The organism is Malaciobacter mytili LMG 24559, from assembly GCF_003346775.1.
In the GTDB taxonomy this organism is placed as follows: Bacteria; Campylobacterota; Campylobacteria; order Campylobacterales; family Arcobacteraceae; genus Malaciobacter; species Malaciobacter mytili.
Map to the genome: position 1 here is coordinate 1,993,783 of NZ_CP031219.1, position 24,133 is coordinate 2,017,915.

26 protein-coding genes are annotated in these 24,133 nt (G+C 23.8%); 4 read left to right on the forward strand and 22 right to left on the reverse strand.

Annotated features, from left to right (window positions below):
• Positions 1-10: 10 nt before the first annotated feature.
• Complete coding sequence (gene rpmB / locus AMYT_RS09730; protein WP_114842355.1) at positions 11-199, reverse strand: 50S ribosomal protein L28; 189 nt, start codon at positions 197-199, stop codon at positions 11-13.
• Between the two features lie 84 nt (positions 200-283).
• Entirely contained in the window at positions 284-1,153 is an 870-nt protein-coding gene (locus AMYT_RS09735) for a glycosyltransferase family 4 protein (RefSeq protein WP_114842356.1), read from the reverse strand.
• A gap of 127 nt (positions 1,154-1,280) precedes the next feature.
• Between AMYT_RS09735 and gmhA the strand changes: the two genes are divergently transcribed.
• Entirely contained in the window at positions 1,281-1,847 is a 567-nt protein-coding gene (gene gmhA, locus AMYT_RS09740; protein WP_114842357.1) for a D-sedoheptulose 7-phosphate isomerase, read from the forward strand.
• Here gmhA and AMYT_RS09745 read toward each other — a convergent pair.
• From AMYT_RS09745 to AMYT_RS09770, 6 genes are read right to left on the reverse strand one after another with little or no spacing between them, the layout of a single operon-like run.
• Positions 1,844-2,728, reverse strand: a complete 885-nt coding sequence (locus tag AMYT_RS09745; RefSeq protein ID WP_114843183.1) for a glycosyltransferase family 9 protein — start codon at positions 2,726-2,728, stop codon at positions 1,844-1,846. The genes gmhA and AMYT_RS09745 overlap by 4 nt on opposite strands.
• Before the next feature lie 43 nt (positions 2,729-2,771).
• The gene (locus AMYT_RS09750) at positions 2,772-3,833 is read right to left on the reverse strand and encodes a hypothetical protein (protein WP_114842358.1); all 1,062 of its coding nucleotides are present in this window, start codon (positions 3,831-3,833) and stop codon (positions 2,772-2,774) included.
• A 1-nt stretch (position 3,834) separates the two neighbouring features.
• Positions 3,835-4,449, reverse strand: a complete 615-nt coding sequence (locus AMYT_RS09755) for a YrbL family protein (RefSeq protein WP_114842359.1) — start codon at positions 4,447-4,449, stop codon at positions 3,835-3,837.
• Positions 4,431-5,414 carry a hypothetical protein gene (locus tag AMYT_RS09760; protein WP_114842360.1) on the reverse strand — a complete coding sequence of 328 codons (984 nt, stop codon included), beginning with the start codon at positions 5,412-5,414 and terminating at the stop codon, positions 4,431-4,433. Before AMYT_RS09760 ends, AMYT_RS09755 begins: the two co-directional genes overlap by 19 nt.
• The gene (locus AMYT_RS09765; RefSeq protein ID WP_114842361.1) at positions 5,401-6,378 is read right to left on the reverse strand and encodes a glycosyltransferase family 9 protein; all 978 of its coding nucleotides are present in this window, start codon (positions 6,376-6,378) and stop codon (positions 5,401-5,403) included. Before AMYT_RS09765 ends, AMYT_RS09760 begins: the two co-directional genes overlap by 14 nt.
• Complete coding sequence (locus AMYT_RS09770; protein WP_114842362.1) at positions 6,378-7,124, reverse strand: lipopolysaccharide kinase InaA family protein; 747 nt, start codon at positions 7,122-7,124, stop codon at positions 6,378-6,380. Before AMYT_RS09770 ends, AMYT_RS09765 begins: the two co-directional genes overlap by 1 nt.
• Positions 7,125-7,258: 134 nt before the next feature.
• Here AMYT_RS09770 and AMYT_RS09775 point away from each other — a divergent pair, with 134 nt between their 5' ends.
• Positions 7,259-8,893: a sulfatase-like hydrolase/transferase gene (locus tag AMYT_RS09775; RefSeq protein WP_114842363.1), complete on the forward strand. Its 1,635-nt coding sequence runs from the start codon at positions 7,259-7,261 to the stop codon at positions 8,891-8,893.
• Between the two features lies 1 nt (position 8,894).
• On the opposite strand, the gene AMYT_RS09780 is transcribed toward AMYT_RS09775, so the two are convergent.
• From AMYT_RS09780 to AMYT_RS09790, 3 genes are read right to left on the reverse strand one after another with little or no spacing between them, the layout of a single operon-like run.
• Positions 8,895-9,461, reverse strand: a complete 567-nt coding sequence (locus tag AMYT_RS09780) for a YrbL family protein (RefSeq protein ID WP_114842364.1) — start codon at positions 9,459-9,461, stop codon at positions 8,895-8,897.
• A gap of 8 nt (positions 9,462-9,469) precedes the next feature.
• A complete protein-coding gene (locus AMYT_RS09785; RefSeq protein ID WP_114842365.1) occupies positions 9,470-10,567 on the reverse strand; it encodes a glycosyltransferase family 4 protein in 1,098 nt (365 codons plus the stop codon).
• Positions 10,557-11,300 (reverse strand): glycosyltransferase family 2 protein, encoded by a 744-nt coding sequence (locus AMYT_RS09790; RefSeq protein WP_114842366.1) that lies wholly within the window; start codon positions 11,298-11,300, stop codon positions 10,557-10,559. Before AMYT_RS09790 ends, AMYT_RS09785 begins: the two co-directional genes overlap by 11 nt.
• Before the next feature lie 169 nt (positions 11,301-11,469).
• Between AMYT_RS09790 and AMYT_RS09795 the strand changes: the two genes are divergently transcribed.
• Both AMYT_RS09795 and AMYT_RS09800 read left to right on the forward strand, forming a co-directional pair.
• Complete coding sequence (locus tag AMYT_RS09795) at positions 11,470-12,243, forward strand: ATP-grasp fold amidoligase family protein (RefSeq protein WP_196782913.1); 774 nt, start codon at positions 11,470-11,472, stop codon at positions 12,241-12,243.
• Positions 12,240-13,310: a glycosyltransferase gene (locus tag AMYT_RS09800; RefSeq protein WP_114842368.1), complete on the forward strand. Its 1,071-nt coding sequence runs from the start codon at positions 12,240-12,242 to the stop codon at positions 13,308-13,310. The genes AMYT_RS09795 and AMYT_RS09800 overlap by 4 nt, the downstream gene beginning before the upstream one ends.
• On the opposite strand, the gene AMYT_RS09805 is transcribed toward AMYT_RS09800, so the two are convergent.
• The 11 genes from AMYT_RS09805 to AMYT_RS09855 are packed head-to-tail and all read right to left on the reverse strand — an operon-like array spanning position 13,293 to position 24,129.
• Positions 13,293-13,889 carry a YrbL family protein gene (locus AMYT_RS09805; protein ID WP_114842369.1) on the reverse strand — a complete coding sequence of 199 codons (597 nt, stop codon included), beginning with the start codon at positions 13,887-13,889 and terminating at the stop codon, positions 13,293-13,295. The two genes, AMYT_RS09800 and AMYT_RS09805, sit on opposite strands and share 18 nt — an antisense overlap.
• The gene (locus AMYT_RS09810; RefSeq protein WP_114842370.1) at positions 13,870-15,153 is read right to left on the reverse strand and encodes an O-antigen ligase family protein; all 1,284 of its coding nucleotides are present in this window, start codon (positions 15,151-15,153) and stop codon (positions 13,870-13,872) included. Before AMYT_RS09810 ends, AMYT_RS09805 begins: the two co-directional genes overlap by 20 nt.
• A gap of 53 nt (positions 15,154-15,206) precedes the next feature.
• On the reverse strand, positions 15,207-17,213 hold the full coding sequence (locus AMYT_RS09815; RefSeq protein ID WP_114842371.1) for an LTA synthase family protein: 2,007 nt from the start codon (positions 17,211-17,213) through the stop codon (positions 15,207-15,209).
• A 10-nt stretch (positions 17,214-17,223) separates the two neighbouring features.
• Complete coding sequence (locus tag AMYT_RS09820) at positions 17,224-17,988, reverse strand: BUD32 family EKC/KEOPS complex subunit (RefSeq protein WP_114842372.1); 765 nt, start codon at positions 17,986-17,988, stop codon at positions 17,224-17,226.
• Positions 17,985-18,335, reverse strand: a complete 351-nt coding sequence (locus AMYT_RS09825; RefSeq protein ID WP_114842373.1) for a diacylglycerol kinase — start codon at positions 18,333-18,335, stop codon at positions 17,985-17,987. The genes AMYT_RS09820 and AMYT_RS09825 overlap by 4 nt, the downstream gene beginning before the upstream one ends.
• A 2-nt stretch (positions 18,336-18,337) precedes the next feature.
• Positions 18,338-19,246 carry a lipid A biosynthesis lauroyl acyltransferase gene (locus AMYT_RS09830; RefSeq protein ID WP_114842374.1) on the reverse strand — a complete coding sequence of 303 codons (909 nt, stop codon included), beginning with the start codon at positions 19,244-19,246 and terminating at the stop codon, positions 18,338-18,340.
• Positions 19,218-20,252 carry a lipopolysaccharide heptosyltransferase I gene (gene waaC, locus AMYT_RS09835; protein ID WP_114842375.1) on the reverse strand — a complete coding sequence of 345 codons (1,035 nt, stop codon included), beginning with the start codon at positions 20,250-20,252 and terminating at the stop codon, positions 19,218-19,220. Before waaC ends, AMYT_RS09830 begins: the two co-directional genes overlap by 29 nt.
• Positions 20,246-21,718: a Ppx/GppA phosphatase family protein gene (locus tag AMYT_RS09840; protein WP_114842376.1), complete on the reverse strand. Its 1,473-nt coding sequence runs from the start codon at positions 21,716-21,718 to the stop codon at positions 20,246-20,248. Before AMYT_RS09840 ends, waaC begins: the two co-directional genes overlap by 7 nt.
• A 2-nt stretch (positions 21,719-21,720) precedes the next feature.
• Positions 21,721-21,975: a YfhL family 4Fe-4S dicluster ferredoxin gene (locus AMYT_RS09845; RefSeq protein ID WP_114842377.1), complete on the reverse strand. Its 255-nt coding sequence runs from the start codon at positions 21,973-21,975 to the stop codon at positions 21,721-21,723.
• Between the two features lie 53 nt (positions 21,976-22,028).
• Positions 22,029-22,751: an inositol monophosphatase family protein gene (locus AMYT_RS09850; protein ID WP_114842378.1), complete on the reverse strand. Its 723-nt coding sequence runs from the start codon at positions 22,749-22,751 to the stop codon at positions 22,029-22,031.
• A 1-nt stretch (position 22,752) separates the two neighbouring features.
• The gene (locus tag AMYT_RS09855; protein ID WP_114842379.1) at positions 22,753-24,129 is read right to left on the reverse strand and encodes a glutamate synthase subunit beta; all 1,377 of its coding nucleotides are present in this window, start codon (positions 24,127-24,129) and stop codon (positions 22,753-22,755) included.
• Between the last annotated feature and the right edge of the window lie 4 nt (positions 24,130-24,133).

Below are 24,133 nucleotides of genomic sequence, written 5' to 3' on the forward strand. Positions count from 1 at the left end.
AAGCGCCTTCTTATGAGTGTTTTTTAAGAGTTCTTAACTCTTTAGCTGAGATTCTGATTTTTTGAGTTGTACCATCTTCTAAAGTAACTCTAACTGTTCTTAAGTTTGGTAAAAATCTTCTTTTAGTTCTATTTTTAGCGTGGCTTACGTTGTTACCAACCATTGCCCCTTTTCCTGAAATTGCACATCTTCTTGCCATATCGTTTTCCTTCTTAATTTTTAGTGAAAAATATTCGCGTATTATATCTTATTATTCTTAACCTTTATTTAAAAATCTAAGAATTTATACACTTTGTATTAGGGTGTGCATTTTTTCTAAACTTTTATCTAAAGTAAACTCTTCTGCTGCTTGTTTATTTTGTTTTTTAATTAGTTTTAAATCTTCTTTTCTTCCAAGTAAAGCATCTACTTTAAAAACTGTACTTCCATCACTTGGAGTATTCATTGTTGAAAAAACATCAACAACTTCCCTTGCACTAGAGTAAGAAGAGATAAAAACAGCACATTTAGCAAACATTGCTTTTAAAATATTTGTAGCAAAAGCACTGCTATGTGTTGGCAAAATAAAAATATCAGCTAAATAATATAGTTTATCAAGCTGTTTATAATCTTCTAAAAATAGTATTTTATCTTTTATTGCAAGTTTTGAAACTTGAAATTTTAAAGCTGTTATTTGTTTATTATCACCTGCAATAATAACTTGTATATTTTTATAATTTATATTGCTAATTATATCAATAAACTCTTTTATTCCTGAAGTTTTAAAATTCTTTGCTGTAAAAAATATAATTTTATTTTCACTATTAATTTTTAAATCTAAATATAATTGTTTTTTTATCTCTTTTTCTTTATACAAAGGCATATTAATTGAAGGATAAAGTACTTCAATTTTATTATCAAAATGGGGAAATTTTTCTATAATTTTATTTTTACTAAAGTATGAATTTACAATAGTAAACTTTGAGTTTTCTATTTTTTTTATATCTTTATCTTCTAATTTTCCGCTATGAAAATATATTTGAGCATAATTGTCTTTTTTAAAAGTCAATTTTTCTATTAAAGTCTTTTTTTTAATTACTTTGATATTTTCCTTTTTCAATAAAGCTTCAATTAGATTTGTTTTACTTTTAAAATCAATAGTTATTAGTTTCATTATGTACCTAAAAATTTTTATTAATTTTAGCAAATTTTTTTAAAATCACTATAAAATAAAAGTTTCATTTAGTTTAAAATATTCTTATGTTAAAATCCAGCCTTATAAATAAAAAAGGATTTCTTATATGAAAAAAGTGATTGCAGAAGAGTTTCAATCTCATCTTGAAACAATTAATAATGTAATAAATAGTATGCAAGAAAAACTTGAAGCTGCATCACAACTTGCAGTTGAGACATTAAAAAATGGAAATAAAATATTAATCTGTGGAAATGGTGGAAGTGCAGCAGATGCTCAACATATTGCTGCTGAATTAACTGGAAGATATAAAACAGAAAGAAGAGGACTTCCAGGTATTGCTCTTACAACTGATACAAGTGCCTTAACTGCTATTGGAAATGATTATGGTTATGATAGAGTTTTTGATAGACAAGTTGAAGCTTTAGCAAATAAAGGTGATTTACTAATAGGTATTAGTACAAGTGGAAATAGTAAAAATGTTATAAATGCCTTAAAAGTTGCAAAAGAACTTGGTTGCAAAACACTTGGATTAACAGGAAGAGATGGGGGAGAGATGAATAATATATGTGATATAAATCTTGTAGTTCCTTCAAATAATACACCAAGAATTCAAGAAATGCATATTCTTTTTGGTCATACTATTTGCCAAATTATTGATAATGAACTAAGTTAATTATCAATAACTTTTAAAACATCATTAGAAGTTATAAGCTTCATACAATTATGATGTTTTAAGGGGCAACTTCTTTTCATACAGGGTGCACACTCTAAATTTTTAGTAATTATTTTGCCTTTTTCATTATTCCATTGATTTGTTTCACTAAACTTTGTAGGTCCAAAAATAGCTATAGTTTTAACTTTATAAGCTGCTGCCACATGCATAGGTCCACTATCATTTGTAATAAATAAATCAAGTCCAGCAATTTTTTCTATAAGTTCAGGAATTGTAGTTTTCCCTGCAAGATTTTCATAATTTAAAATACCATTTTTAATTAACTCTTCTTCAATATCTTTAGCAATATCAGTCTCCATGGGACCTCCAAAAATCACTATATTATATTTTGAAGAAAGGGAAATGGCAACTTTAGCAAACTCATTTGGATACCATCTTTTTGCACTTCCATAAGTAGCTCCTGGATTTATACCTAAAGTTGGTTTTAAATAAGTAAAAGGTTTGAAATATAGCTTTAAATCCCCTGCTTTATTATTTAAGTTTAATACTTTATTTACAAAATCATTATATCTTAAAACTAAATGTATCTCTTCTTTTACTAATCTTCTATAATTAAACTTTTTTTTAGCTTTTATAAAAAACATCATAAACTTTGAAGAAAAACTTCTTCTAAAAGAGATAGCTAAATCAACTTTTCCCACTTCTTTTGCAATTTTTATAAGATTTAAATATCTATTATTTTGTTTTTTACTATTATCAATTATTACTTTAGTTACATTTTTAAAGCCTTTAAAAGCTTGTGTTGAAACATAAGAACCAAGAAGAATAATCTTAGCATTTGGGTATGTTTTTATTATATTTTCAATTGCAGGAGTTGTCATTATGGCATCTCCTAACCAAGTAGGTATTTCTATAAATATTGTTTCAATTTTCACTATTAATCATCTCTTTATATGCATAAAATTGTGGTAATTTTACTATTTTACCATCTCTATTATCAACTAAACCATAACCAGGAGCTATTAGTTGATGCCAATAAACTCTATTTATTTTTTTACTCTCTTTTGCTATTTTATGATATTGCATCATATATTTTGTATATAACTCATTTGATACACACTCTTTTTGGCTTGTGGGAGCATAAGGAGCAGTATCTAATATAGGCCAGTTTACTTCAGTAATATATACCTCATCACTGCATTTTGGTGAAAGTTTTACTAAACTATAAAGTAAATCTATTTTATTTTTTGTATCAAAAAAAGCATATTGAGTATTATAAGGGCTTCCCCTTCTATCCACATATAATAGTGAACTTACTTTATCATATTTAATATTTTCTAAATTAAACATCGCTCTTGCATTATAATAATATTCAAAATCTATAACACTAGGCCCTAAAAGTTTTAATTTTGGAAATTTTTCATCTCTTAAAGTTTGTGCTACTTTATAAAAGTCTAAATACTCTTTTACACTAAAAAATCCCCATTTAGCTCTATTTATAGTTGTTGCAATTTGATATTCATCTACTAAAGTATCAAATTTTTTAAAAATAGTATTTAAACTATTTTTTAATAAAGTTGGATTTTCTATATGTTCTCTATCTTGCATAATATTTATTAAAATATTTTTTGAAGAGTTTATGGTAAAACTTTTTGCAAAGTTTACATATAAATCAATATTTTTTATATCCCATAAAGGAACTCTAATAAGTAGGTTTTTAACTCCTAACTCTTCTATTAACTCTTGTTGAGTATTTCCTTTATCTAAATTTACACCTATTGCATAAAAATCTTTGTTTAAAATCTCTTTTTTACCTTTAAAGAACTTCATAACTAAAATTGCAAAAGGTAAAATAAAAAGTGAAGTAAAAAATAGTTTTATATAATCAAAAATATGCTTTTTTCTCATAGCTTTTTTATAAGCTTTATCTTTAATTACATGGGGTTGGTCAGAATAATTATCCCAAATAAATGGTTCTTTATTCATTTTAAAGCCTTGTAAAAGGACGCTTGCCAAGTTCAGCTCTTTTTACATCCTTTTCATACATTTTCATAAATTTTGCCCATTGTCTTTTTATTTTATATTTAGTGTAGCCTTTAAAATTACGATATAACCAAAATTTAAATCCCATTCTTTTTGAACCAAGCCCATCAACTATAATTATTTTATATTTATCTTTTTGTATTTCTTGACAAAAAAGATTTGTTAAACTTGTATCAACAAAAAGTATAAGATTTTTTTCTAAATATTGTTTTAGCTCTTCTATTAATTTTTTTTGTTCTTTTAATGTTAATATTTTATTTGCAACCATATATCTAAATGATTTAGTAGGCTTTCCATCATAATTCAAAGCTCTATCAAAAACAAGACCTTCTCCTAAATTTGTACTAATAAAACCATAACAATCTGTAATATGAGATAAATCAGTTTTTTTTCTTTTTAAATCATTTATATAAATATATTCTAATTTATTTTGATTATTATGATTACCTTGAGTATATAAAATCTTTATAACTTTACTATTATCCAAAGGATGCAAATAACAAGCTCTCTCACCTCCCTTTGCAATTAATAAACTCTCATTTAATTGTATTTGTGACAATTAGACTCCTCTTTTAATACCTTTGCATTAATAGCTGTTGAAAGTAAAACATTTTTACAGTTTTCTAAAGCTTGCTGTGTATTAATATATGTATAAATAATAGAAGGCTTTTCTAAATATATTTTAAAATTTAAGTTTCTATATTTTTTTATATCTCTTTTTGTTAGCTCATCTTTTCTTAATAAAATTGTTTTAGCTTTTGCATCTAAATGAATCTTCCAATAAACTTTTGGAATATAGTTTAAAATTTTTTTCCAGTTTGTTCTTATTTTAGTTTTTTTATCTAAAAAAGATATATTTTCAAGCAAATAATCATTAAAAAATCTATCTATAAAAACAACTTTTTTTCTTAAATATGTATTATATACCAAATAAGGATAATAAAAAAGTCCAGATAAAATTGCTAAAGAATAATATATATCATCATGTTGATCTTTTAGTGGTTTTTCTTTTAGTTTTCTTTTTAATATTGTTTTTGTTATAGGATAAGTAAGATTATAAAGAAAAGACCTTCTTACTATTTTTTTAAATCTTTTATATAAAAACTCTTTTTCATTTATATCAATTGAGTTTGTTAAAAGAGTAGTTTTCCCTACTCCATCAGGACCTATTACAGGAAAAATTTTAAGCTTTTTATACTTTTCTACGATTTTCAAATAGTTTTTTTTATCTATTTCATTAATTAATGAAGGTTCACATAAATAAATATAAACTCTATTTTGAGTTTCCATATCTTTATCATATATATCTACTTTTACAAGTTCAAACTCATCCCTATAAATAGTAAAACAATATGAATTTTTACTACATTTTTTAAAAATAGTTTTTAAAACTATATTTAAATTCTGTTTTTCAATTAAAAATTTATTTTCACTCTCTTCAATATTTTTAGCAATAAGATTTTTACTTTTAAGTTTTTCTAAAACTAATAAATTTAATTCTTCAAAATTATTACAATATTTCATCAACTAATTTTTCTAACCTTTTTTCAATTTTATAATAAAGTTCTTTTGTATAATTATTAGGTATACAATAGTTATTTTGATTTATTTCTTCACTTATAGTTCCCCATCTTTTTGCACTTGCAAAAAGAGAATCTCCAAAAAATGAAATAGTTTTTATATTAACTGCTCCTGCAAGATGCATAGGTCCTGTTGAAGTACTTATAAAAATCTCAAAATTTGATAATAATTTACAAAAATCTATAAGTGATAGTTTTGATTCATATAAAATTGCATCAAAATCAATTTTTTCTTTAATATATTCTAAACTTTTATAATCATCTGGACCAAAAGTAAAAACTATTTTTAAACCTTTTTTATTACTTATTGCTTTTGCTAAATTAATATAATCATCAAGGGTTAAATTTCCATCACTACTTCCTCCAAATCCAGCATGAAAAACAATATATTTAAAATCCTCATTTATTTGAAACTGTTGTTTAAAAATATTTAAAATTTCTAGTTTTTCTTTAGAAGAAAAATTTAAAAGAGGTCTTTTAAAATCTAATGAAATATCTGGTTTAAAATATTTTAATAAATCTAAGTTATACTCAAATTCCCTTTTTTTTACTTGACTTCTTCTTTGAGTTACTCTTTTATTTGAAAAAATTTGTGCAATTTTTGTTGCTGGAGCAATTCTTGTTTTAACTCCTGCTAACATCAAAGCTATTGCAAGTTTTGTATCAGTAAAAGCACTTATACTAACATCAATTTTTTTTTCTTTTATTTTTTTAGCTAAAGTAAAAACACTATCTTCATATAAAATTACATCATCAATAAAATCTAGTTTTTTTGAAAATTCATAATTTACTTTTGAAACTAATACAATAATTTTGGTATCTACTAATTGCTGTTTTGCTATTTTAATCATTGGCAAAGTTAATACATAATCACCAATTTTATCATGCCTAGTAATAAGTAAATTCACTAGTTTTTACCTCTTATTTTTCTTTTAAACTCTACAAAATTTTTTAATTTTTTATCACATTTTTTTAAAATATCAATGGCTTTTTTTTCTTCTACTTGGGCTAAAGAAGCATACTCTTTTGCAATAATATTTAAACTATCTTCATCTAACCAAAGCTTTGCAAAATTATCTAACCCTACTTCTAAAGAAATGGGTTTAAACTGCATTCTATTAATATCAACGATAGAAAAATCATAACTATCTTCTTTTTTTATTACTAAAATATTTCCAGCAGAATAATCTTTATGATAAACATTATTTTTATGTAAGTTATAAGTGAATTGTACAAATTTTTTAATAATAATTTCTCTATGTTTAAAATCTAAATCTCTTAAAGGTTCCCTAATTGTAAAGTTATAATCTAGTTTCTCACTAATAAAAAAACTTTGTTTAAATAAAAAGTTTTTATAAAATTCTATATAACCAATTGGTTTTGGAGTATTTATTCCTAAAGCTGTTAGCTTTATGGCATTTTCATATGATTTTTTAGCTTTTGAATCTCTAAAATATGCATAAACAATTTGATTAACTATATTTGGTATTTTAAATGCTTTAACAACAGTTCGAATACCTTTATACTCAATTACTTTTAATTCATTTCTTGCTTTATGAATAGTATTTGAGTTTTCTTGAAAAAACTCTTTTATATTTATTAAGAACTCTTTTATATTTTTATACTCATTATTTAGTTCAAATTTAATACTCAATTTTTTCCTTAATATTATAATAGATATATTTTATCAAAAGATTGTATATGTTCCTATTAAACTTAGTTGTTTATGACTTTTTAATAATATTTTAAATAATATGCTTGCCTAATTTTTCTTTTTTAAGGGGCCTAATGAAAAACTTTATATCTAAATTTAGTTATAACATTATTTTAGCTGTTATTATTACTTTGCTTTTTATTTGTGTAGAACAAACATACAGAGTATATAATGATATTTTATCATTTAATTTAAATATAAAAAGTATAATTGAACAATTTATAATTAACTTGCTACTTGTATCAATTGTAAAAACAAGAGCAATTTTTATTGTATATTTTATTTTATCTTTATTTGTTTGGTTTCAAATTGCACACTTTGCATATTTTGGAACATGGATTTTTCCTTTAGAATACTACTTATTCTTTACAAAATTTAAAGAGACATATGATACATTTAGAACAGTAACAGAAATTGCGATTTTACCTACGATTATGATTGCTGTACTTATTATTTGTATTTACTTTTTATTAAAATTCAGTGATGAAAAAAGATTAAAAATACCTTTTTTATCTATTATTCTAATTGCTTTTATAATTTTTTTACCAGCAAGAGTTTATATAAAAAATACAAAACAAGGTAATAGACCAAATGTAGAGTATTATGCATTAAAAAATACATTTACAACTTTAGGATATTTATTTGGTAATATTATTCCAAAAAAAATATCAGGACATAGTGGACTAGAACAACCAATAACAGACACACCAGATTTAGTTTTAAAAAATCCAGATATAAATGTTATTATGATTATGGGAGAATCTTTACATAGGGATTATATGTCTTTATTTGGATATAATGTAAATACTACACCTTTTTTAAATTCTTTAAAAAATAACGAAAATTTCATATATAAAAAAGGAATTTCTTCAGGAGTAGTAACAGATGTGGGAATTCCTTCATTTTTTAATATTATAAAAGAACCAGATGGTGTTCCTCAAATAATTTCAACAAATACATGCTTATTTAAGATGGCTAAAAATAATGGATTTGAAACTTATTTTTATAGTGCACAAGCACAAGGACAACTTGCACAGTTAAAAAGTTATTTGTGTACAAAATGGATTGATAAATATGAAGATGGAACAACTATTACAAAAGATATAGATACTCCAACAAAAGATCAATTTTTAGTTGATAAAATTGATTCAGTTGATTTTGAAAAACCAACATTTTTAACATTACATTATCGTTCAGCACATACACCTTTTAAAGAAACATATCCAAAAGAATTTGAAGTTTTTACAAAAGAAAATTCAAATAAAGATACATTACAAAATACTATTGAATATCAAAATGCAGTATATTATATTGATTATATATTATCTGAAATTGTAAAAAAAGTTCAAATGAAAACAAAAAGACCAACATTTTTTGTTTTAACTTCTGACCATGCTACAAACTTAGGGGATAAGGATAGAAATGGACATGGTAGATTAGACTATGATTCAGTTTATCAAGTACCATTTTTTGTATATGGCATAAATAATGCAAAAAATTTAAAAGATAATTTTTCTGATTTTCCTTATATTTCTCATTATCAAATAGGAAAAGTAGTAAGTTATTTATTAGGGTATAAACAAGAAACTCCACATTTCAATAAAAAAGAAGATTATTTTGTTTGTGACTCGGATATTTCTGGATTATCTGGAATTTTAAAAGTCTCTTTTGACGAAGAAAATAATCAAATTCCAACACTTATAGAGTAAATTATTTACTCTTTAAGTATTTATTTACAAACTTATCCCATCTTCTACTAATTCTTCTTCTAGCAAAATAAGGGATTTTATTTGGCAAAGTAAAATGAGAAACATCTCCTAATCCATCTATTAAAACTAAATCAAAATCTGTTTGACTATTTTTTCTAAGTAGAATATTTTTAGGCATCATTCCATAATTAAAAATAATACAATTATCTAAAAAATATTGTTTATATACTTCTAACTCTTTTTCATATGCTTTAGCACCATTTTCTTTTAAATAGTAAGCAAAACTTTTAGAAACTTCACCTGTATAATCTCTTATTAATTCAAGTACAAAACCATCACCTTTATTTGTTTTAACTTCCCCAAAATATTGAGGTAAATGTTTCCAGTTTTTAATACCTCTTTTTTGTAGTTGTTTATAATATAAAATCTCTTTTTGAGATTGTTTACTTATTTGTCTTTTATTTCCAACATAAGTAACTTTAACTGTTTTATTTTTATCATCAGGGTGTAAATAGCAAGCTCTTTCATTTCCCTTTGCTATAAAATCTTTATCATCTAAAATTAACACCTCTACTCCTAAATCATTTCAAATAGTTTATTTAATTTTTCAAATTGTTTATTATTATCAAAACATTCATCAACTTTTATTTTTGCATTTTTAGCAAGAGTTTGTTTTAATTGCATATTAAAATATAATTCTTCAATTTTTAATGCTAAATCATTTGCATTTCCACTTTCAAATAAAAGTCCAGTTTCTCTATCATCTATGATTTCTAAAACTCCCCCACTATTTGCTGCTATTACAGCTGTTTGATTCTTCATAGCTTCAATTGTTACTAAACCAAAAGTCTCATTTTTTGAAGTCATTAAAATAACATCACAAGCTTGCATAAATTTATAAGGTTCTTTTGTAAATCCTACAAATTTTATAAATGCTTCAAGATTATAATCTTTAAGCATTTGTTTTAACTTATCAAGATATTCTTCATTCATTGCATGACCTACAATATATGCTTTTATATCTAAGTTTTTTGATTTTAATACTTTCATTGCTTCAATTAAAAGATATTGACCTTTAAACTCATTTATTCGACCAACTAATCCTACCATAAAAGAATTTTCTACTTTTAATTCTCCTTTAAAAGCTTCAATTTCTTTTTCATTTAGTAATTCAACTTCATTTGCACCTAAATATAAAGTTTTTGTTTTTGGTCTTATCTTATTTGGAATAAACTTAATAATTTGTTCTTCTAAAGCCTTTGTAACACAAATAATAGTATCTATATTTTTATATAAAAATTTATGATAAAAATCATTTTTAAATCTTGTCATTGTCATATGACGAGTTTGAACTATTTTAGGCTTCTTTTTTGAAAATATTTTTGCTAAAACTACAATAGGAATATCTTTTGTCCAATGAAGATGAACTATATCTATATTTTTATCATCTATAATTTTTGCAAGTTTTAAAGAAGAAAAAATAGAAAAACTACTTTTTCTTTTTATCTCAAACTTTTCTAAAGTAGTAATATAATCTTTTAATTTGGAAGTTGTAGATACTACACAAGAAACCTCAAACTCTTTTGAAAGTTCATTTGCACATCTACTCATATAAAGTTCTAATCCACCTAAATCAGGGGATAAACAAACTTCTAAGATTTTTTTACTTTTCATTTCGTTGCATCTCTAACATAAGAGCATATTTCATATAAGAACTAAATGCAGAAATTACAGCAACATTCCAGCCATTTATACCGTGAAAAGCTCCACCTTTTAAAATAAGTGCTTTAAATAAAGCCCCTACTCCATGAATAAAAGGATCAAAAACATTTGCTCTTTTTCCATCTTCATAGGCTAAAACAGCACCTCTTTTTATAAATTTTTCAGTAGTTCTTATCATATGTGCATAATCATCATATGAATAATGTAACATATCAGCTTCCAAATCACATATATTTTGTGTTTGTACTTTTGCATGACCTTTTGCAGTAGAATAACCACATCTTCTTTTATTGTATAATCTTGCAACCCTATCTGGATACCAAAGTTTTATAAAATTTTTACCTACATATGTTTTTCTTGCAAAAGAAAATGCATCATAAGTAGTATTTTCTAAATCTAACTTTTTTATCTCTTCTATTGCATTTAAATCCAATCTTTCATCAGCATCAATACTTAAAATCCACTCATTTTTAGCAAAAGGAGCACCAAAAGCTTTTTGTGGGCCATCACCTAAATATTCTTGCTTTATTACCTTTGCTCCTAAACTTTCTGCAATTTGACAAGTTTTATCTGAACTTAAAGAATCCACAACTAAAACTTCATCACAAACAGTTTGAACTGATTTTATAACTTCTTCAATATTTTTTTCTTCATTTAATGTAATAATATTTGCTGTAATTTTCAAAATTAAAAGACCTTAGTAAGTAAAATAGTCCAAGATTATATAATAAAGTTAATTTAAATGTGATATAATTACGAAAAAAGAAAAGAATATGCTTAAAAATCTAAAATATTTTATAAGGTATTTATTAATTCCTGACCCTTTATATATAAAATACAAATTTAAAAAATATTTGAAATACAATTTAAACTTAAAAAATCCAAAAAGTTTTAATGAAAAACTGCAATGGCTAAAGATAAATGATAGAACTAAATTGCATACAAAATGTGCAGATAAATATTTAGTTAGAGAATATATTGAAGAAAAAATTGGAAAAGAATATTTAATACCTTTAATTTTTGTAACTGATAAAATTGAAGATATTTCAATAGAAAAATTGCCAGATTTTCCAGTTATAATAAAACCTAATCATTCTCGTGGCGCATATATTATAAAGGATAAATTTAAATCAAATTTAAAAAGTATTCAAAAAAAATTAAAAGATGAATTAAAAGTTAATTTTTATTATAGAACAAGAGAATGGCAATATAAGCACATAAAACCTTTAATAATAGTAGAGAAACTTCTTTTAGATGAAAATAATCAAATACCTAGTGACTATAAATTTTTATGTATGAATGGAAAAGTTCAACTAATTCAAGTAGATGTAGATAGATTTGATAAACATGAAAAAACTTTATATAATAAAAATTGGGAAAGACAAGATTTTGAATTTAATTTTCCTAAAGGTAAAGATATAAAAAAGCCTAAGCTTTTAGAAAAAATGATAGAAATTTCAGAAATTCTTTCAAAAGATTTTATTTTTGTACGTGTTGATTTATACACATTACAAGATAAAATTTATTTTGGAGAATTAACATTTCATCCAGCAGGTGGTTTTGGTTGGTTTAATCCTCCAGAATTTGATTTTATATTAGGGGAAAAATTAATTTTAAAAAAAACATGAAACAAAAAACAGTAATTATATGTTTATCAAGAGTAAATGGAGGTATGGAGTTAGCTTCTGTAAAATTAGCAAGATTATTAAGTACTAAAGTAGAAGTAGAATTTATAGCAAGAGATAATAGTTATATTGTAAATAAAAAAGAGCATTTTGAAGGCTATAATATAAAAGTTCATACAGTTAGTTTTTCAAGTAATTTAAGCATAAGTCTAATAAAAAGTGTAAGAAAAATATTAATAGAAAATAAGATTAAAAATATTATATTTCTAGGTGCATCAGAGATGAAATCTTTATACTTTGCAACATTAGGATTAGATATTAATTTTATTATTAGACAAGGTTCTAAAAAAACAACTTCAAAAAAAGATTTTTTTCACAAGATTTTTTATAGTAATGTAGATTATTTTGTTGGAAATTGTGAATATATGAAAAAAAATATTATAGATATTTTACCAATTCCTAAAAAAGCAAAAGTTAGTAGAATTTATTCCTCTTTAAGATTAGAAGAAAATATTTTATTTAAAGAATACAACCAAATTATAGATTTAGTTCATGTGGGTAGAGTTCATCCAGGGAAAGGCCAATTAGAAGCTATTAAAGCTTGTGAAATTCTATATAACAATAATATAAAATTTAATATAAAATTTCTTGGAGATATTCAAGATAAAAACTATTATGAAAATATTAAAAAATATTTAGATACCTTAGAATATAAATCAAGTATAGAGTTTGTAGGATATACAAGTGAAGTAAAAAAATATCTTCAAAAAAGTGATGTATTTATCTTTCCGAGTTTAGGAGAAGGAATGAGTAATGCAATTATAGAATCTCTTGGATTTGGACTAATTCCAATTATTTACAATGATACTTCATCTCCTGAGTTTAAAGATTTGGGCTTTCATATATACTTAACACAAAATAATACTATTGAAGAATTAAAAACTTTAGTTTTAAAAGTAGCAACAAATATAGAAGAAGAGAAAATAAAAGCAAAAACAAATCATAAAAAAGCTTTAGAAGTTTTTGCTTTACAAAGAGAACAAAAAGAGTATTTAGAGCTTTTGGTTTAGCCTTATTTTCTCTTTAACTCTTTTTATATTACTTATAAACTTTTCCCACTGTTTATAAGTTTTATAATTTCTATAACTAGAAAAGTACATACTAAAGAAAAGTTTAATATCTTTTCTTTTACTTCCTAAACCATCAATTATAATTAATTTATAATCATCTTCAGATAATCTTTTACATAATACATTTACAGAAGTTGGATCTGAAAAAATAATTTTATATTTAAATAAATATTTTTTCAAATCATTAAGAAGAGTTTCTACTTTATTATTATCAAATTTATTTAATTTTAAATAATGTCTTAATGTTTTTGAAATATTTCCATCATAATCAATTATTTTTTCAAAGACTAAACCTTCTCCTAAATTTGTATCAATTTTTCCATAACATATTGAGATATTATTATAATCTATATTTTGTTTATTTAAGAAATTATAATAATATAATTCTTGGTCATTTTGATTATTTTTACCTTTTTGATTATATACTATTTTAATTATTTTGTTTTTATCAAAAGGATGTTCATAACATGCTCTTTCACTACCTTTTTGCAATAAATCTTTATTTTGTAATATTATCATCTTTAATATCTTTATTTTCTAAGAAACTTCTATAAGCTATAACAGATAATAAAACAAAAACTGAAATCAATATATAATTAATTGGTTTTTTTGCAAATGTTGCATTAGCTAATGAAATATAAAAAATAGGAACATAAATACAAAGAGAAATAAGATAATACTCTTTATTTATATTTTTTAATTTATAAATTAAATATAAAATACTTAAAACTAATAAAAAGTATCCTATTAATCCATATCTAGTAATTAAATCAAAATGCTCACTATGATAAGTTGAAAAAATCTTTTGATATGTATAATTCTTGTCATTTTCTTGATAGTTTTTTAAATATTCCACATTATCTTCTGGACCAAAACCTAGTAAAGGATGTTCTTTTAAAGCCTCTATACCTACTTTATTAAAATAAATTCTAAGACCTAAACTTCCATCAAATTTATTTGTATAATATATTTTTTTTATTTGATTTAATGCATTTTCAAATCTATCCATTTTATTTGTCTTTTCTATAATAAAAAATGAAATAGTTAAAACACTTACTAAAACAAGTAAACTTATTAATAATTTTTTAATATTAAATAACTCTTTTTTATAATATATGATAAAAATTGTAATAATAGATAATATTAAAGAAACTTGTGCTGTTCTACTATTATTTACAAATAAAGAAAAGAAGCATACAATTGACATTGTATAGTAAAATATTTTATGCTCTTTTTTAGAAAAAATAGCAAATATAAAACTTGCAATTGTACCTATAAGCATATATTGTGTTACTATTGCATAGCCCATAATTCCTTTTGGATTATCTATATTACTACCATTGTCTACTATTTCAAATAATCCTAAAAATATCAATAAAGAAAAAACAGAATATGAGAAAAATGAAAAAACCAATACTTTTATACAATTTTTAGCTTCATTTACATTTAGTGAAGTAAATAATACAGGAATAAATAAAAAGTAGTATTTATGAAAACTATTTACATATGAAAATGCATCTTTAAAAGAAGAACTCCAAAGAGAACTAATATATGTAAAAATTATAAATAAAAACAATATAATAAGTGGACGAAATGAAAAAATTTCTTTTATTTTCTTTGTAATTTCAAATTTATATTTAATTATCCATAATAAAAATAAAATGACAGTTAAAACTCCCATTTGTGATTTAAAAAGATTCCAAGGCATCATAAAAAAATAAAAATATATAAATAAAATATATAAATTTTTTTCTTTTATTCTTTCTTTAATATCTTCAAACATAATTTACCCTCTTTTAAGTTTTATAATTTATAAATAAAGCTTTAATAAAATAGTTATTTATTAGCTTTTTCATATTCACTTTTTATTAAATATTCAACAATTGCTAAATTAGCTTTATAATAGTTTAAAAGCTCACTACTTGTTTTATCTTCTAAATTTTCTAGCTTTTCTATTTTTTCATTATGATTTACAATCATTGAACCATTAAAGCCATAATGTTTTTCATTTTTATCAAAAAGATTTTTCCCAATTGCAACATACTCTTTATCTTTTAATGTTAAATTGTATAAAGTTGGGAAAATATCTTTATGTGAACCTGCAACGTTTGTATTAATTTGCAGTTTTTCTTTTAAACTTTTAGGAATATAAAAATATAAAGGAATATTTTTAGAGTTTAAAAGTTCATTTTCATCATACTTCATAATACCATCTATTGTATTATTATCAGCTGTAATTGCTACTATTGTGTTATCTTTAAACTTACTTTCTTTAAATTTATCTAAAAAAGCTCCCACTTGATCAACAGCATATGCATATGAAGAAAATCTTTGTTTTGCTAGATCTAAATCACCTGTTATATGATTTTTAATATTATCATTAAATACCAAGCTATTTCTTTTATAATCTTTTGGTACATTATAAGGAGGATGATTATTTGTAGTTAATGCTACTATAAACTGCTTTTGTTTTGAAGTTTCAAGCTTATTAAAAATATGTGACATCAAATACTCATCATATATTCCCCAAGGATGAAAATATTCATCTTTTGGTTTTGTTTTATTATTTAAATGTTCAAAAATATTTATTTTACCTTCAATATTTTTATACCCTTGAAATTTTACAAAATTACCTAAGTTTCTCCAAGTTAAATCACCACCATAAATAAAAGTAGTTTCATAACCTGCTTTATTATACAAAAATGCAGGAGTATAAGAAAAAGAAGTCTGTTTATAAATAGATTGAGAAAAAGCAAAAGACTTTGGCCTATGTGTAATATTTAATAATAGTGCTTGTAAACTTGAAATTGTTCCATCACCAGCTGAAATAAAGTTTGTAAAAAGAGTATCTTCATCAAAATGTTTTTTTAATCTTCCTAAGATATTAAACTCTTCACTTTGATATTTTAATATTGGCATACCAAAGCTTTCAACCATAATTACAACTACATTATATTCTTTATCATCTATTTTTTTAGTTTTATATGTAATATTTTTTAATAAATCTTCTTTATTAATATTACTTGAACCTTTATATACTTCAAAGGCTTTTTCGATATTTTTCTCATAGCCAGTTGCTTTAAATAAGTCATATTTTCTACTTAAATATTTTTCTCTTGCATTTAAAGCATTTGTAAATGCCCTAAAACCATTATGTGATACTTTATTTATAAATTCATTAGTAGAAACGTTTGGTATCATTTTTCCTAAAGGATACATTCCAAGTGTTCCTCTTATTACTAAAAAATTTAAAATAAATAAAATTAAGAAAATCAAACCAGAAATTCTTAAACCAAAAAATGAGTTATAATTTTTATTTTTTATAGTAAATATTTTTTTAATTATTAAAAATAAACTAATTAAATATATACAAAAAATTGTTAATATTAAAACAACATTGTAATTTTGCCAAAAAGTAATCATTAAGGCTTTAGTATCGTCATCAAAAAGACCAAAAAATAAAATATTTATATGATCTTTAAAATATGAATAAAAACCAAAATCTGCACCAAGAGATATAGACACAATTAAAAAACAAACAAAAAGGTAATAAACTAAAAATTTACTAAATAACTCTAATAAAAACTCTTTTTTTATATAATAAAATAAAATCAAACCTAATGTTGGCAATACTTGTATATAACCTATAACTGTTAAATCTATTCTAAAGCCTAAAAAAAAGGCATTTAAAATATCTAAATAAAATCCATCTATACTATTTAAAGGTGAGAAGTAATTAAAAAAAACTATTCTAAATAAAGACATTACTACTAAAAATAGCAAATAAGAAAATAGTAGTTTTTTTAAAATATTTAAAACTTTAGACATAATAATATTATTCATAATAACTCTTTTATAAATTTTTTAAAAGTTTAAAAAGTTTAAAAAAACTTTTTACATCTCTGCCAAGAAGTTTATTTATTAGTTTTATATCACTTAAAAAAATTAAAAAAGAGATTTTATTTGCAAGCTTTATTAATCTATTTTTAAAATCATTATTATTTGTTAAAGAGATATATTTATCAATTATATATCTATAATCCAATTGAAAACTTGCTCTTGTTTTAGTAAAAGATAATAATAAAAGTAAAAAATCTCTAAATTGAAGTAATTTTAAATCTATATTATCTTCAAAGCTATCTTCTAAGTCTATTGTAAATATTTTACCCTCATAATAAGTAAAATTTCTAGCTTGTGCACCACCATGAAAATCATTATTATTATGTATTTTTGATAACTCTATTAATAAATTATCAATAAAATAGTACATTTTTTCTTTTGTAATATCTCTTTTTCTAATATATGAATTTACTGTTTTACCACAGTCTTCTAAAACAAAAAAATCTTCATTTTTAAAGACTACTTGTGGAGTATTTACCCCATACTCTTTAAATCTTTCTATTTTTAAAGTTTCAAAAGTCATAGCCTCTTTTGCTGTTTTATTTTTAACAGGTAGCAACACTTCAAAAGGAAAAAGCGAATAATAAAACTTATGTAGTTTTGAAGAAAAAGTTGCTCTTGCTTTTTTTATCCAATATTTCTTATCTTTAAAAATAATAGGAATAATCTCACTACTATTTTTACTATTTTCTTCTATTACAAAATCTTCAAAATTCATATTAATACCAATACCCAACAAACAACATGCAAAATAATAGAAAACATAACAGCAGTTGAGCCTATATCTTTTGCAGTTTTAGCTAAAGGTGCATACTCTTTTGTCACTAAATCAACTACATTTTCAATAGCTGAATTTACCAACTCAATTATTAAAACTAAAATACCACTAACAAGAAGTATTAGCTTATTTGTTAAACTAGCATCAATTATAATAATACCTGCAATTATAAAAATTGCACAAAATAGTTCCAATCTAAATGAACTCTCAGTTTTTAAAACATGCTTTAAACCACTTAGAGCATATTTTGTATTTTTAAATAGGTGATATTTGGGTTTATTATTCATTATTAATTTCTTTTATATAAATCTTTATAATATTTTTTCCATCTTTTATGTTGCCAAAACCATAAATGAGGTAAATCTAAAATTTGCTTTTCTATTATATTAGATTGCATTTGTGTTAATTCTTTTATATGATCTTCTGTTTTAAACTCTATTTTTAAAGGATCAATTGCTTCTCCCACTTTTAAAGTAAAGTTTCTAAAATCATTCATTACTGAAAAAATAGGAATAATTACTGCATCAAATTTTAAAGCTAGTCTTGATGTTGAATCAGTTGCTAATACTTTTTTATTAAAAAATTCTATTTCAATCCCATTTTTCATATGTTGATCAATTACAACAGCAACTGCTTTATTTTCTTTAAAAGCTTTTAACATTCCTTTTGCAGCTACTTTTTTTTCTAACATTGTAATATTATTTTTATTTCTTACTTTTATATACATATCATTAATATATGGATTATCCATTTTTCTATTTACAACGGCTATTTTTCCAAATTTTAATGCCACATAAGGTAAAGCAAATTCCCAACCACCATAATGAGCAGCTATATAGATTATTTTTCTATTATTTTTCATTGCATCTAAAATAACCTGCTCATTTTCAACATTTCCTTTTGAAAATAGTTTTTCTTTTGAAATTGATTGATTTTCAACAAACTCATACATATTAAAGAATAAAGATATATAAGAGTTAAAAATTATATCCTCTTTCTTTTCATCAGAAATAGAATTTCCATAAACTAAATCTAAATTTACTTTTGCAATATGTTTATGCTCTTTATTATATTTATATGCTAATTTAGCCAATAATATTAATATTTTTTTTGTGATAAATTTTGGTGTATATAAAATTATAAATTTAAAAGTGTTATATAAAAAGTACCTAAAATAGTCCTTTATTTTTCTTCCCATTAAAAATTTCCTTTGCCAATTCTACTATTTCATTTTCATTTATATCTTTAATTGAGAAATCATTTCTGTCTAATTTAAAAGGATTTACACTACTTTTAGATTCAATAATTTTATTAATATCTGTAAGATAAGTATTTCTATAACCTGGAGTATTTCCAAAAAGAGTAATAGAAGGTATATTTAAAGCCCAAGCCATATGAGTAGGACCGGTATCATTTCCTATTACTAAATCTACTTTTGATATTAAAGCTTTTAAGCTATTTAAATCTAATTTTGGTAAAACTTTTGCAGTTGAAGTGTTTTTTATAAATAATGCATCATTTTTTTCAGTTTCACTTCCCCAAACTATTAAACAATTTTCATTTAAAGTATTTATTATTTTAGCGAATTTTTCTTTAGAATACATCTTGCTAGGCCAACTAGCACCAATTACAAAAAGAATATTCTTTTTTTTATTATCTAAATAGTCATATATTACTTTATTTTCATTTTTAAAAAATAAAAAAGGTTGTTTTTTTAAAATTTCTTCTTTTGTAATTTCAAACTCTAAAGAAGAAGATAAAACTTTAGCATTTCTTTGAATTGCATTTTTATCATATGCAATATTTACTTTTTTTGTATAAAAAAAGCTTGCTAATTTTTCCCTAGTTGAATCTTTATCAAAACCAGCCCTATTCTTTCCAAGAAATTTAGCAACTATTGCAGACTTTACAAGTCCTTGAGCATCAATTACTAAGTCATAGGAATTTTTAGAATACTCTTTTAATAGTTTTATTTGAGAAAAGATTTGCTTTTTATCTTTTTTTATACTTTTTAAATTTAGTTTTACGATTTTATTTATATGTGGATTATTTTCTAAAACTTGTGCAAAAGCACTTTCTACAAACCAATCAATTTGTATATTTGGATAAGATTTTTTGATATATTGTAAAGCTACCATTGCATGGATTATATCTCCCATTGCAGATAGTTTTACAATAGCTATTTTTTTTATATTATTTAACATACTAGCTTTATTTCTAAATTCTTTGGTAATTCTAATTTATCTAAAGAAGATTCTACTATAAAAGAGTATTCAGGCATCTTAATAGTTAATAACTCATCTTCTAGTAAATACTGAACTTTTGGTTTTGAAAAGTCTTGATTTATAGTAAGATTTAATGAAATCATAAATGACAACCATTGCATTGTTTCAAAAGAGGGTAATAAATCTTTATAAATTTCCATATCTTTTCTTGTTGGCAATGATTTTTTAGAAAACTTAATAATATGAGCTACAATTACTCTTGAACTATGTAAAAAATCATAATTTAAACCATTTAATATAAAGTTAAATGTATTATCATTTACTTTATAATAATTAAGTGTAGTTCCAATTGAATGAAGTTTTGAAGCTATAACCAATAAAGTTTTATATCTATCTTCTAGATTATGTAAAGGTTTTAAAGCTTCAAAAATCTTTGCAGCATTATTTCCATAATATGCACTTTGATTTCCATCTGTTTCAAATCTATCTAATAAAGACCTAACACTTACATTAAAATTTGAAGGGAATCTATGATTTGAATTTCTTAATATATCACAAAGATAAACCCCTTCTCTAACACCAACTCCAGAAGTAATTACTTTTTTAGTTTTTAACTCTTCTAAAATAGTATTAAAAATAAATGTTCCTTCTTTTATTGTGTCAAATCTATCTTTTTTTATACCTAAATCTTTTAGCTTATCACTATCTTTTGATTCAATTATTAAATTAATTAATTTTTTATTTTTAGAAACCTCATAAGTAAAGCCATGCAACACATCTAAAGGATAATCAATACTTTTCATTATTGCTTTAGAAATAGCCCTAATACTTCCACCAATTCCAACTACAACACTAGGTATTTCAATCTCTAATTCAAAAATCTTTTCTAAACTCTTCTTAATATACTCTTTTGCACCATTTATATTGTTTTTATCAAAAAATAGTTCTTTTAGTCTAACTGTTCCAATATCCAAAGAGATTGATTTTTCAATTTTGCCTTCCTTTATAAAACAAAATTCAGTAGAACCTCCACCAATATCAACAGTTACAAACTCATTGTTATGAAGTAAATTTACAGCAGCAACACCACCATAATAAGCCTCTTTTTCACCATTAATTACTTTGATATTTAAACCTAAGTCTTTTTTTACTCTTGATAAAAAAACTTTTGAATTTGGTGCATCACGAAGTGCAGATGTAGCAACACAAATCACTTTTTTTGCTTTTAGTGATTTTGAAATATTTAAAAAAGATTTTAAAGAATTAAAAGCTCTATTCATAGGAATTTCTTGAAGATTGCCACCATTTTCATAACAACCCTCAGAAATTTTCACCCTACTTTTGGTTTCATTTATTAAATGAAATGCAAATCTACTACTTTTTTGTAATACAACCATACGCATTGAGTTTGACCCAATGTCTATAATAGTTGTAATTTTCGCCATAATTATAGCTCTTCTTCTTGTAGTTGCTCGTATTTGAACCTTAACTCTTCCATTGTCTCTTGATTATCAGGATCTACAATGATACAGTCAACAGGACAAACTTCAACACATGCTGGTTCTTCATAATGACCAACACACTCTGTACATCTATCAGCATCAATTATGTATATTGGATCACCCTCTTCAATAGCATAATTTGGACACTCTTCTCTACATGCATCACATGCAATACATTCATCTGTAATAATTAAAGACATTTACTTACCTAAATCCTAAGTTGAAATATTAATCTTGGATTTATAACCTAAAATTAATTAATAATATCTTTAATTAGATTAAAAATATGTATTTTTTTAGCAACTATTAAGAATTTGTCACTTTGGTAAATATTTAAATCTTCACAAATATATACTCCAGCTGCAATATCAAACTCTCTAATTTTTCCATAAAAAAGAACAAAAGAGTAATTTCTTGCATCACATAAACTAAGTGCTATAGCACCTAAACTTCTGTACTTTATATTATTTTCATACAATTTTTCACAAAGCTTTGGATTTGTATAAGCCCTTTCAAAAATTCCAATATTACTATCTTGAAGTTCTAAAAAATCTATATATTTATTTGTTGCTAAATTAAGTTTTTTTATTTTTTTATTTTCATCTTTATAAATAAGTATTCCTGTTGCTAAATTACATACAACAGCAATTATAGTTTTATTATCTTTTTGTAGTGCAATAGAAGTTCCAAAATATGGTAAATTAGAAGAAAAATTATCGCTTCCATCAATAGGATCGATTATAATTTTATAAGAAGAATTTGAAGAGATATAACCACTTTCTTCAGAAAAAATATCCCCATAAGGTTTTAAATACTCTATAAAAATATTTTCAGCAAATAAATCAATATTTAAACTTTTATCTCCACCAAAGCCAATTTGACCACTATAAATATAATCTAAGTTTGATATATGAGTATTTATATACTCATATATCTTTTTATTTGCTTTAATACAATCTTTTATAAAAGCCTTCATCTTACGATAATGCTTTTATAATCTCTTTTGCAGCTTCTCTTCCATCAGCAGCAGCTGTTACAGCAAGGTGAGCACCTCTTTGGCAATCTCCACCTGCATAGAATTTTTCATTAGAAGTTTGGTATTTAGAATTTATTTCAATTCCTCCCCAAGAGTTTATTTCAACATTTGCTTCTTTTAAGAAAGCAGGAACTTCAGGAGAGAAACCTAATGCCATAATTATAATATCAGCTTCTTCTAAGTATTGACTATTTTCTACAACTGTTACTCTTTGTCTTCCACTTTCATCTGGTTCACTTAAAGTTGTCTCTTCTAATTCAATAGCAACAGCAATACCATTTTCTATTTTTATAGATTTTGGAGAAACATTAAAAATAAATTCAACACCCTCTTCTTTAGAGTTTATTACCTCTTTTTTACTTCCTGGCATATTAGCTTCATCTCTTCTATAAAGACACTTAACTGTTTTTGCCCCTTCTCTTACTGATGTTCTAACACAGTCCATAGCAGTATCTCCACCACCAATTACAACTACATTTTTATCTTTTACATCAATAAAATCTTCTACTATATTTCCAAAATTTCTTTTTTGAATTCTTTTTAGAAAATCAATAGCTAAGTGAACATTTGGTGCATTTTCACCTTCTATTTTCGCCCATCTACCAGCAGTTGCTCCAATTCCTAAGAAAATAGCATCAAACTCTGATTCTAAAGATTCAATAGATTTATCTTTTCCAATTTCACAGTTTACATGAAGTCTCATACCAGCTTCTAATAACCAGTTAATTCTTCTTTCCACTGCATTTTTATCAAGTTTAAAGCCGGGAATACCATAAGTTAATAATCCACCAGCTCTATCATCTCTTTCAAACATCTCAACTGCAATTCCTTTTCTTAAAAGAAATGTTGCAGCAGAAATTCCAGCAGGTCCAGAACCAATAATTGCTACTTTTTTATTTAATTTAATTGGAGCAAATTTTGGTTTCATTCCATTTTCAAAAGCTGTCTCATTAATATGAGTTTCAACTGCACCAATTGATACAGCACCATGACCTGTATTTAAAGAACAAGCACCTTCACATAAAACATCATGAGGACAAATTTTTCCTAAAATTTCAGGGAATGGAGAAGTCTCATTTGATAAAGCAAAAGCTAACTCCAAATTCTTTTCTGCTGTTTGTTTAAGCCAAGCAGGTATAAAGTTATGTAAAGGACACTTAGAGTGGCAGTATGGATCTCCACACTGCATACATCTATCAGATTGTTCTCTTGCTTTATTTTTTTCAAAAACTTCATAAACTTCATTATAATCTTTTAATCTTTGTAAAACATCTCTTTTATTAGGATTAACTCTTTCAAATTTTGTAAAATTTAACATTATC

Bases quoted from the DNA above. Each gene is read 5' to 3' on its own strand.
- rpmB (WP_114842355.1), bottom strand. From the start codon at position 199: ATGGCAAGAAGATGTGCAATTTCAGGAAAAGGGGCAATGGTTGGTAAC.
- AMYT_RS09735 (WP_114842356.1), bottom strand. From the start codon at position 1,153: ATGAAACTAATAACTATTGATTTTAAAAGTAAAACAAATCTAATTGAA.
- gmhA (WP_114842357.1), top strand. From the start codon at position 1,281: ATGAAAAAAGTGATTGCAGAAGAGTTTCAATCTCATCTTGAAACAATT.
- AMYT_RS09745 (WP_114843183.1), bottom strand. From the start codon at position 2,728: ATGACAACTCCTGCAATTGAAAATATAATAAAAACATACCCAAATGCT.
- AMYT_RS09750 (WP_114842358.1), bottom strand. From the start codon at position 3,833: ATGAATAAAGAACCATTTATTTGGGATAATTATTCTGACCAACCCCAT.
- AMYT_RS09760 (WP_114842360.1), bottom strand. From the start codon at position 5,414: ATGAAATATTGTAATAATTTTGAAGAATTAAATTTATTAGTTTTAGAA.
- AMYT_RS09775 (WP_114842363.1), top strand. From the start codon at position 7,259: ATGAAAAACTTTATATCTAAATTTAGTTATAACATTATTTTAGCTGTT.
- AMYT_RS09785 (WP_114842365.1), bottom strand. From the start codon at position 10,567: ATGAAAAGTAAAAAAATCTTAGAAGTTTGTTTATCCCCTGATTTAGGT.
- AMYT_RS09800 (WP_114842368.1), top strand. From the start codon at position 12,240: ATGAAACAAAAAACAGTAATTATATGTTTATCAAGAGTAAATGGAGGT.
- AMYT_RS09805 (WP_114842369.1), bottom strand. From the start codon at position 13,889: ATGATAATATTACAAAATAAAGATTTATTGCAAAAAGGTAGTGAAAGA.
- AMYT_RS09810 (WP_114842370.1), bottom strand. From the start codon at position 15,153: ATGTTTGAAGATATTAAAGAAAGAATAAAAGAAAAAAATTTATATATT.
- AMYT_RS09815 (WP_114842371.1), bottom strand. From the start codon at position 17,213: ATGAATAATATTATTATGTCTAAAGTTTTAAATATTTTAAAAAAACTA.
- AMYT_RS09820 (WP_114842372.1), bottom strand. From the start codon at position 17,988: ATGAATTTTGAAGATTTTGTAATAGAAGAAAATAGTAAAAATAGTAGT.
- AMYT_RS09825 (WP_114842373.1), bottom strand. From the start codon at position 18,335: ATGAATAATAAACCCAAATATCACCTATTTAAAAATACAAAATATGCT.
- AMYT_RS09830 (WP_114842374.1), bottom strand. From the start codon at position 19,246: ATGGGAAGAAAAATAAAGGACTATTTTAGGTACTTTTTATATAACACT.
- waaC (WP_114842375.1), bottom strand. From the start codon at position 20,252: ATGTTAAATAATATAAAAAAAATAGCTATTGTAAAACTATCTGCAATG.
- AMYT_RS09840 (WP_114842376.1), bottom strand. From the start codon at position 21,718: ATGGCGAAAATTACAACTATTATAGACATTGGGTCAAACTCAATGCGT.
- AMYT_RS09845 (WP_114842377.1), bottom strand. From the start codon at position 21,975: ATGTCTTTAATTATTACAGATGAATGTATTGCATGTGATGCATGTAGA.
- AMYT_RS09850 (WP_114842378.1), bottom strand. From the start codon at position 22,751: ATGAAGGCTTTTATAAAAGATTGTATTAAAGCAAATAAAAAGATATAT.
- AMYT_RS09855 (WP_114842379.1), bottom strand. From the start codon at position 24,129: ATGTTAAATTTTACAAAATTTGAAAGAGTTAATCCTAATAAAAGAGAT.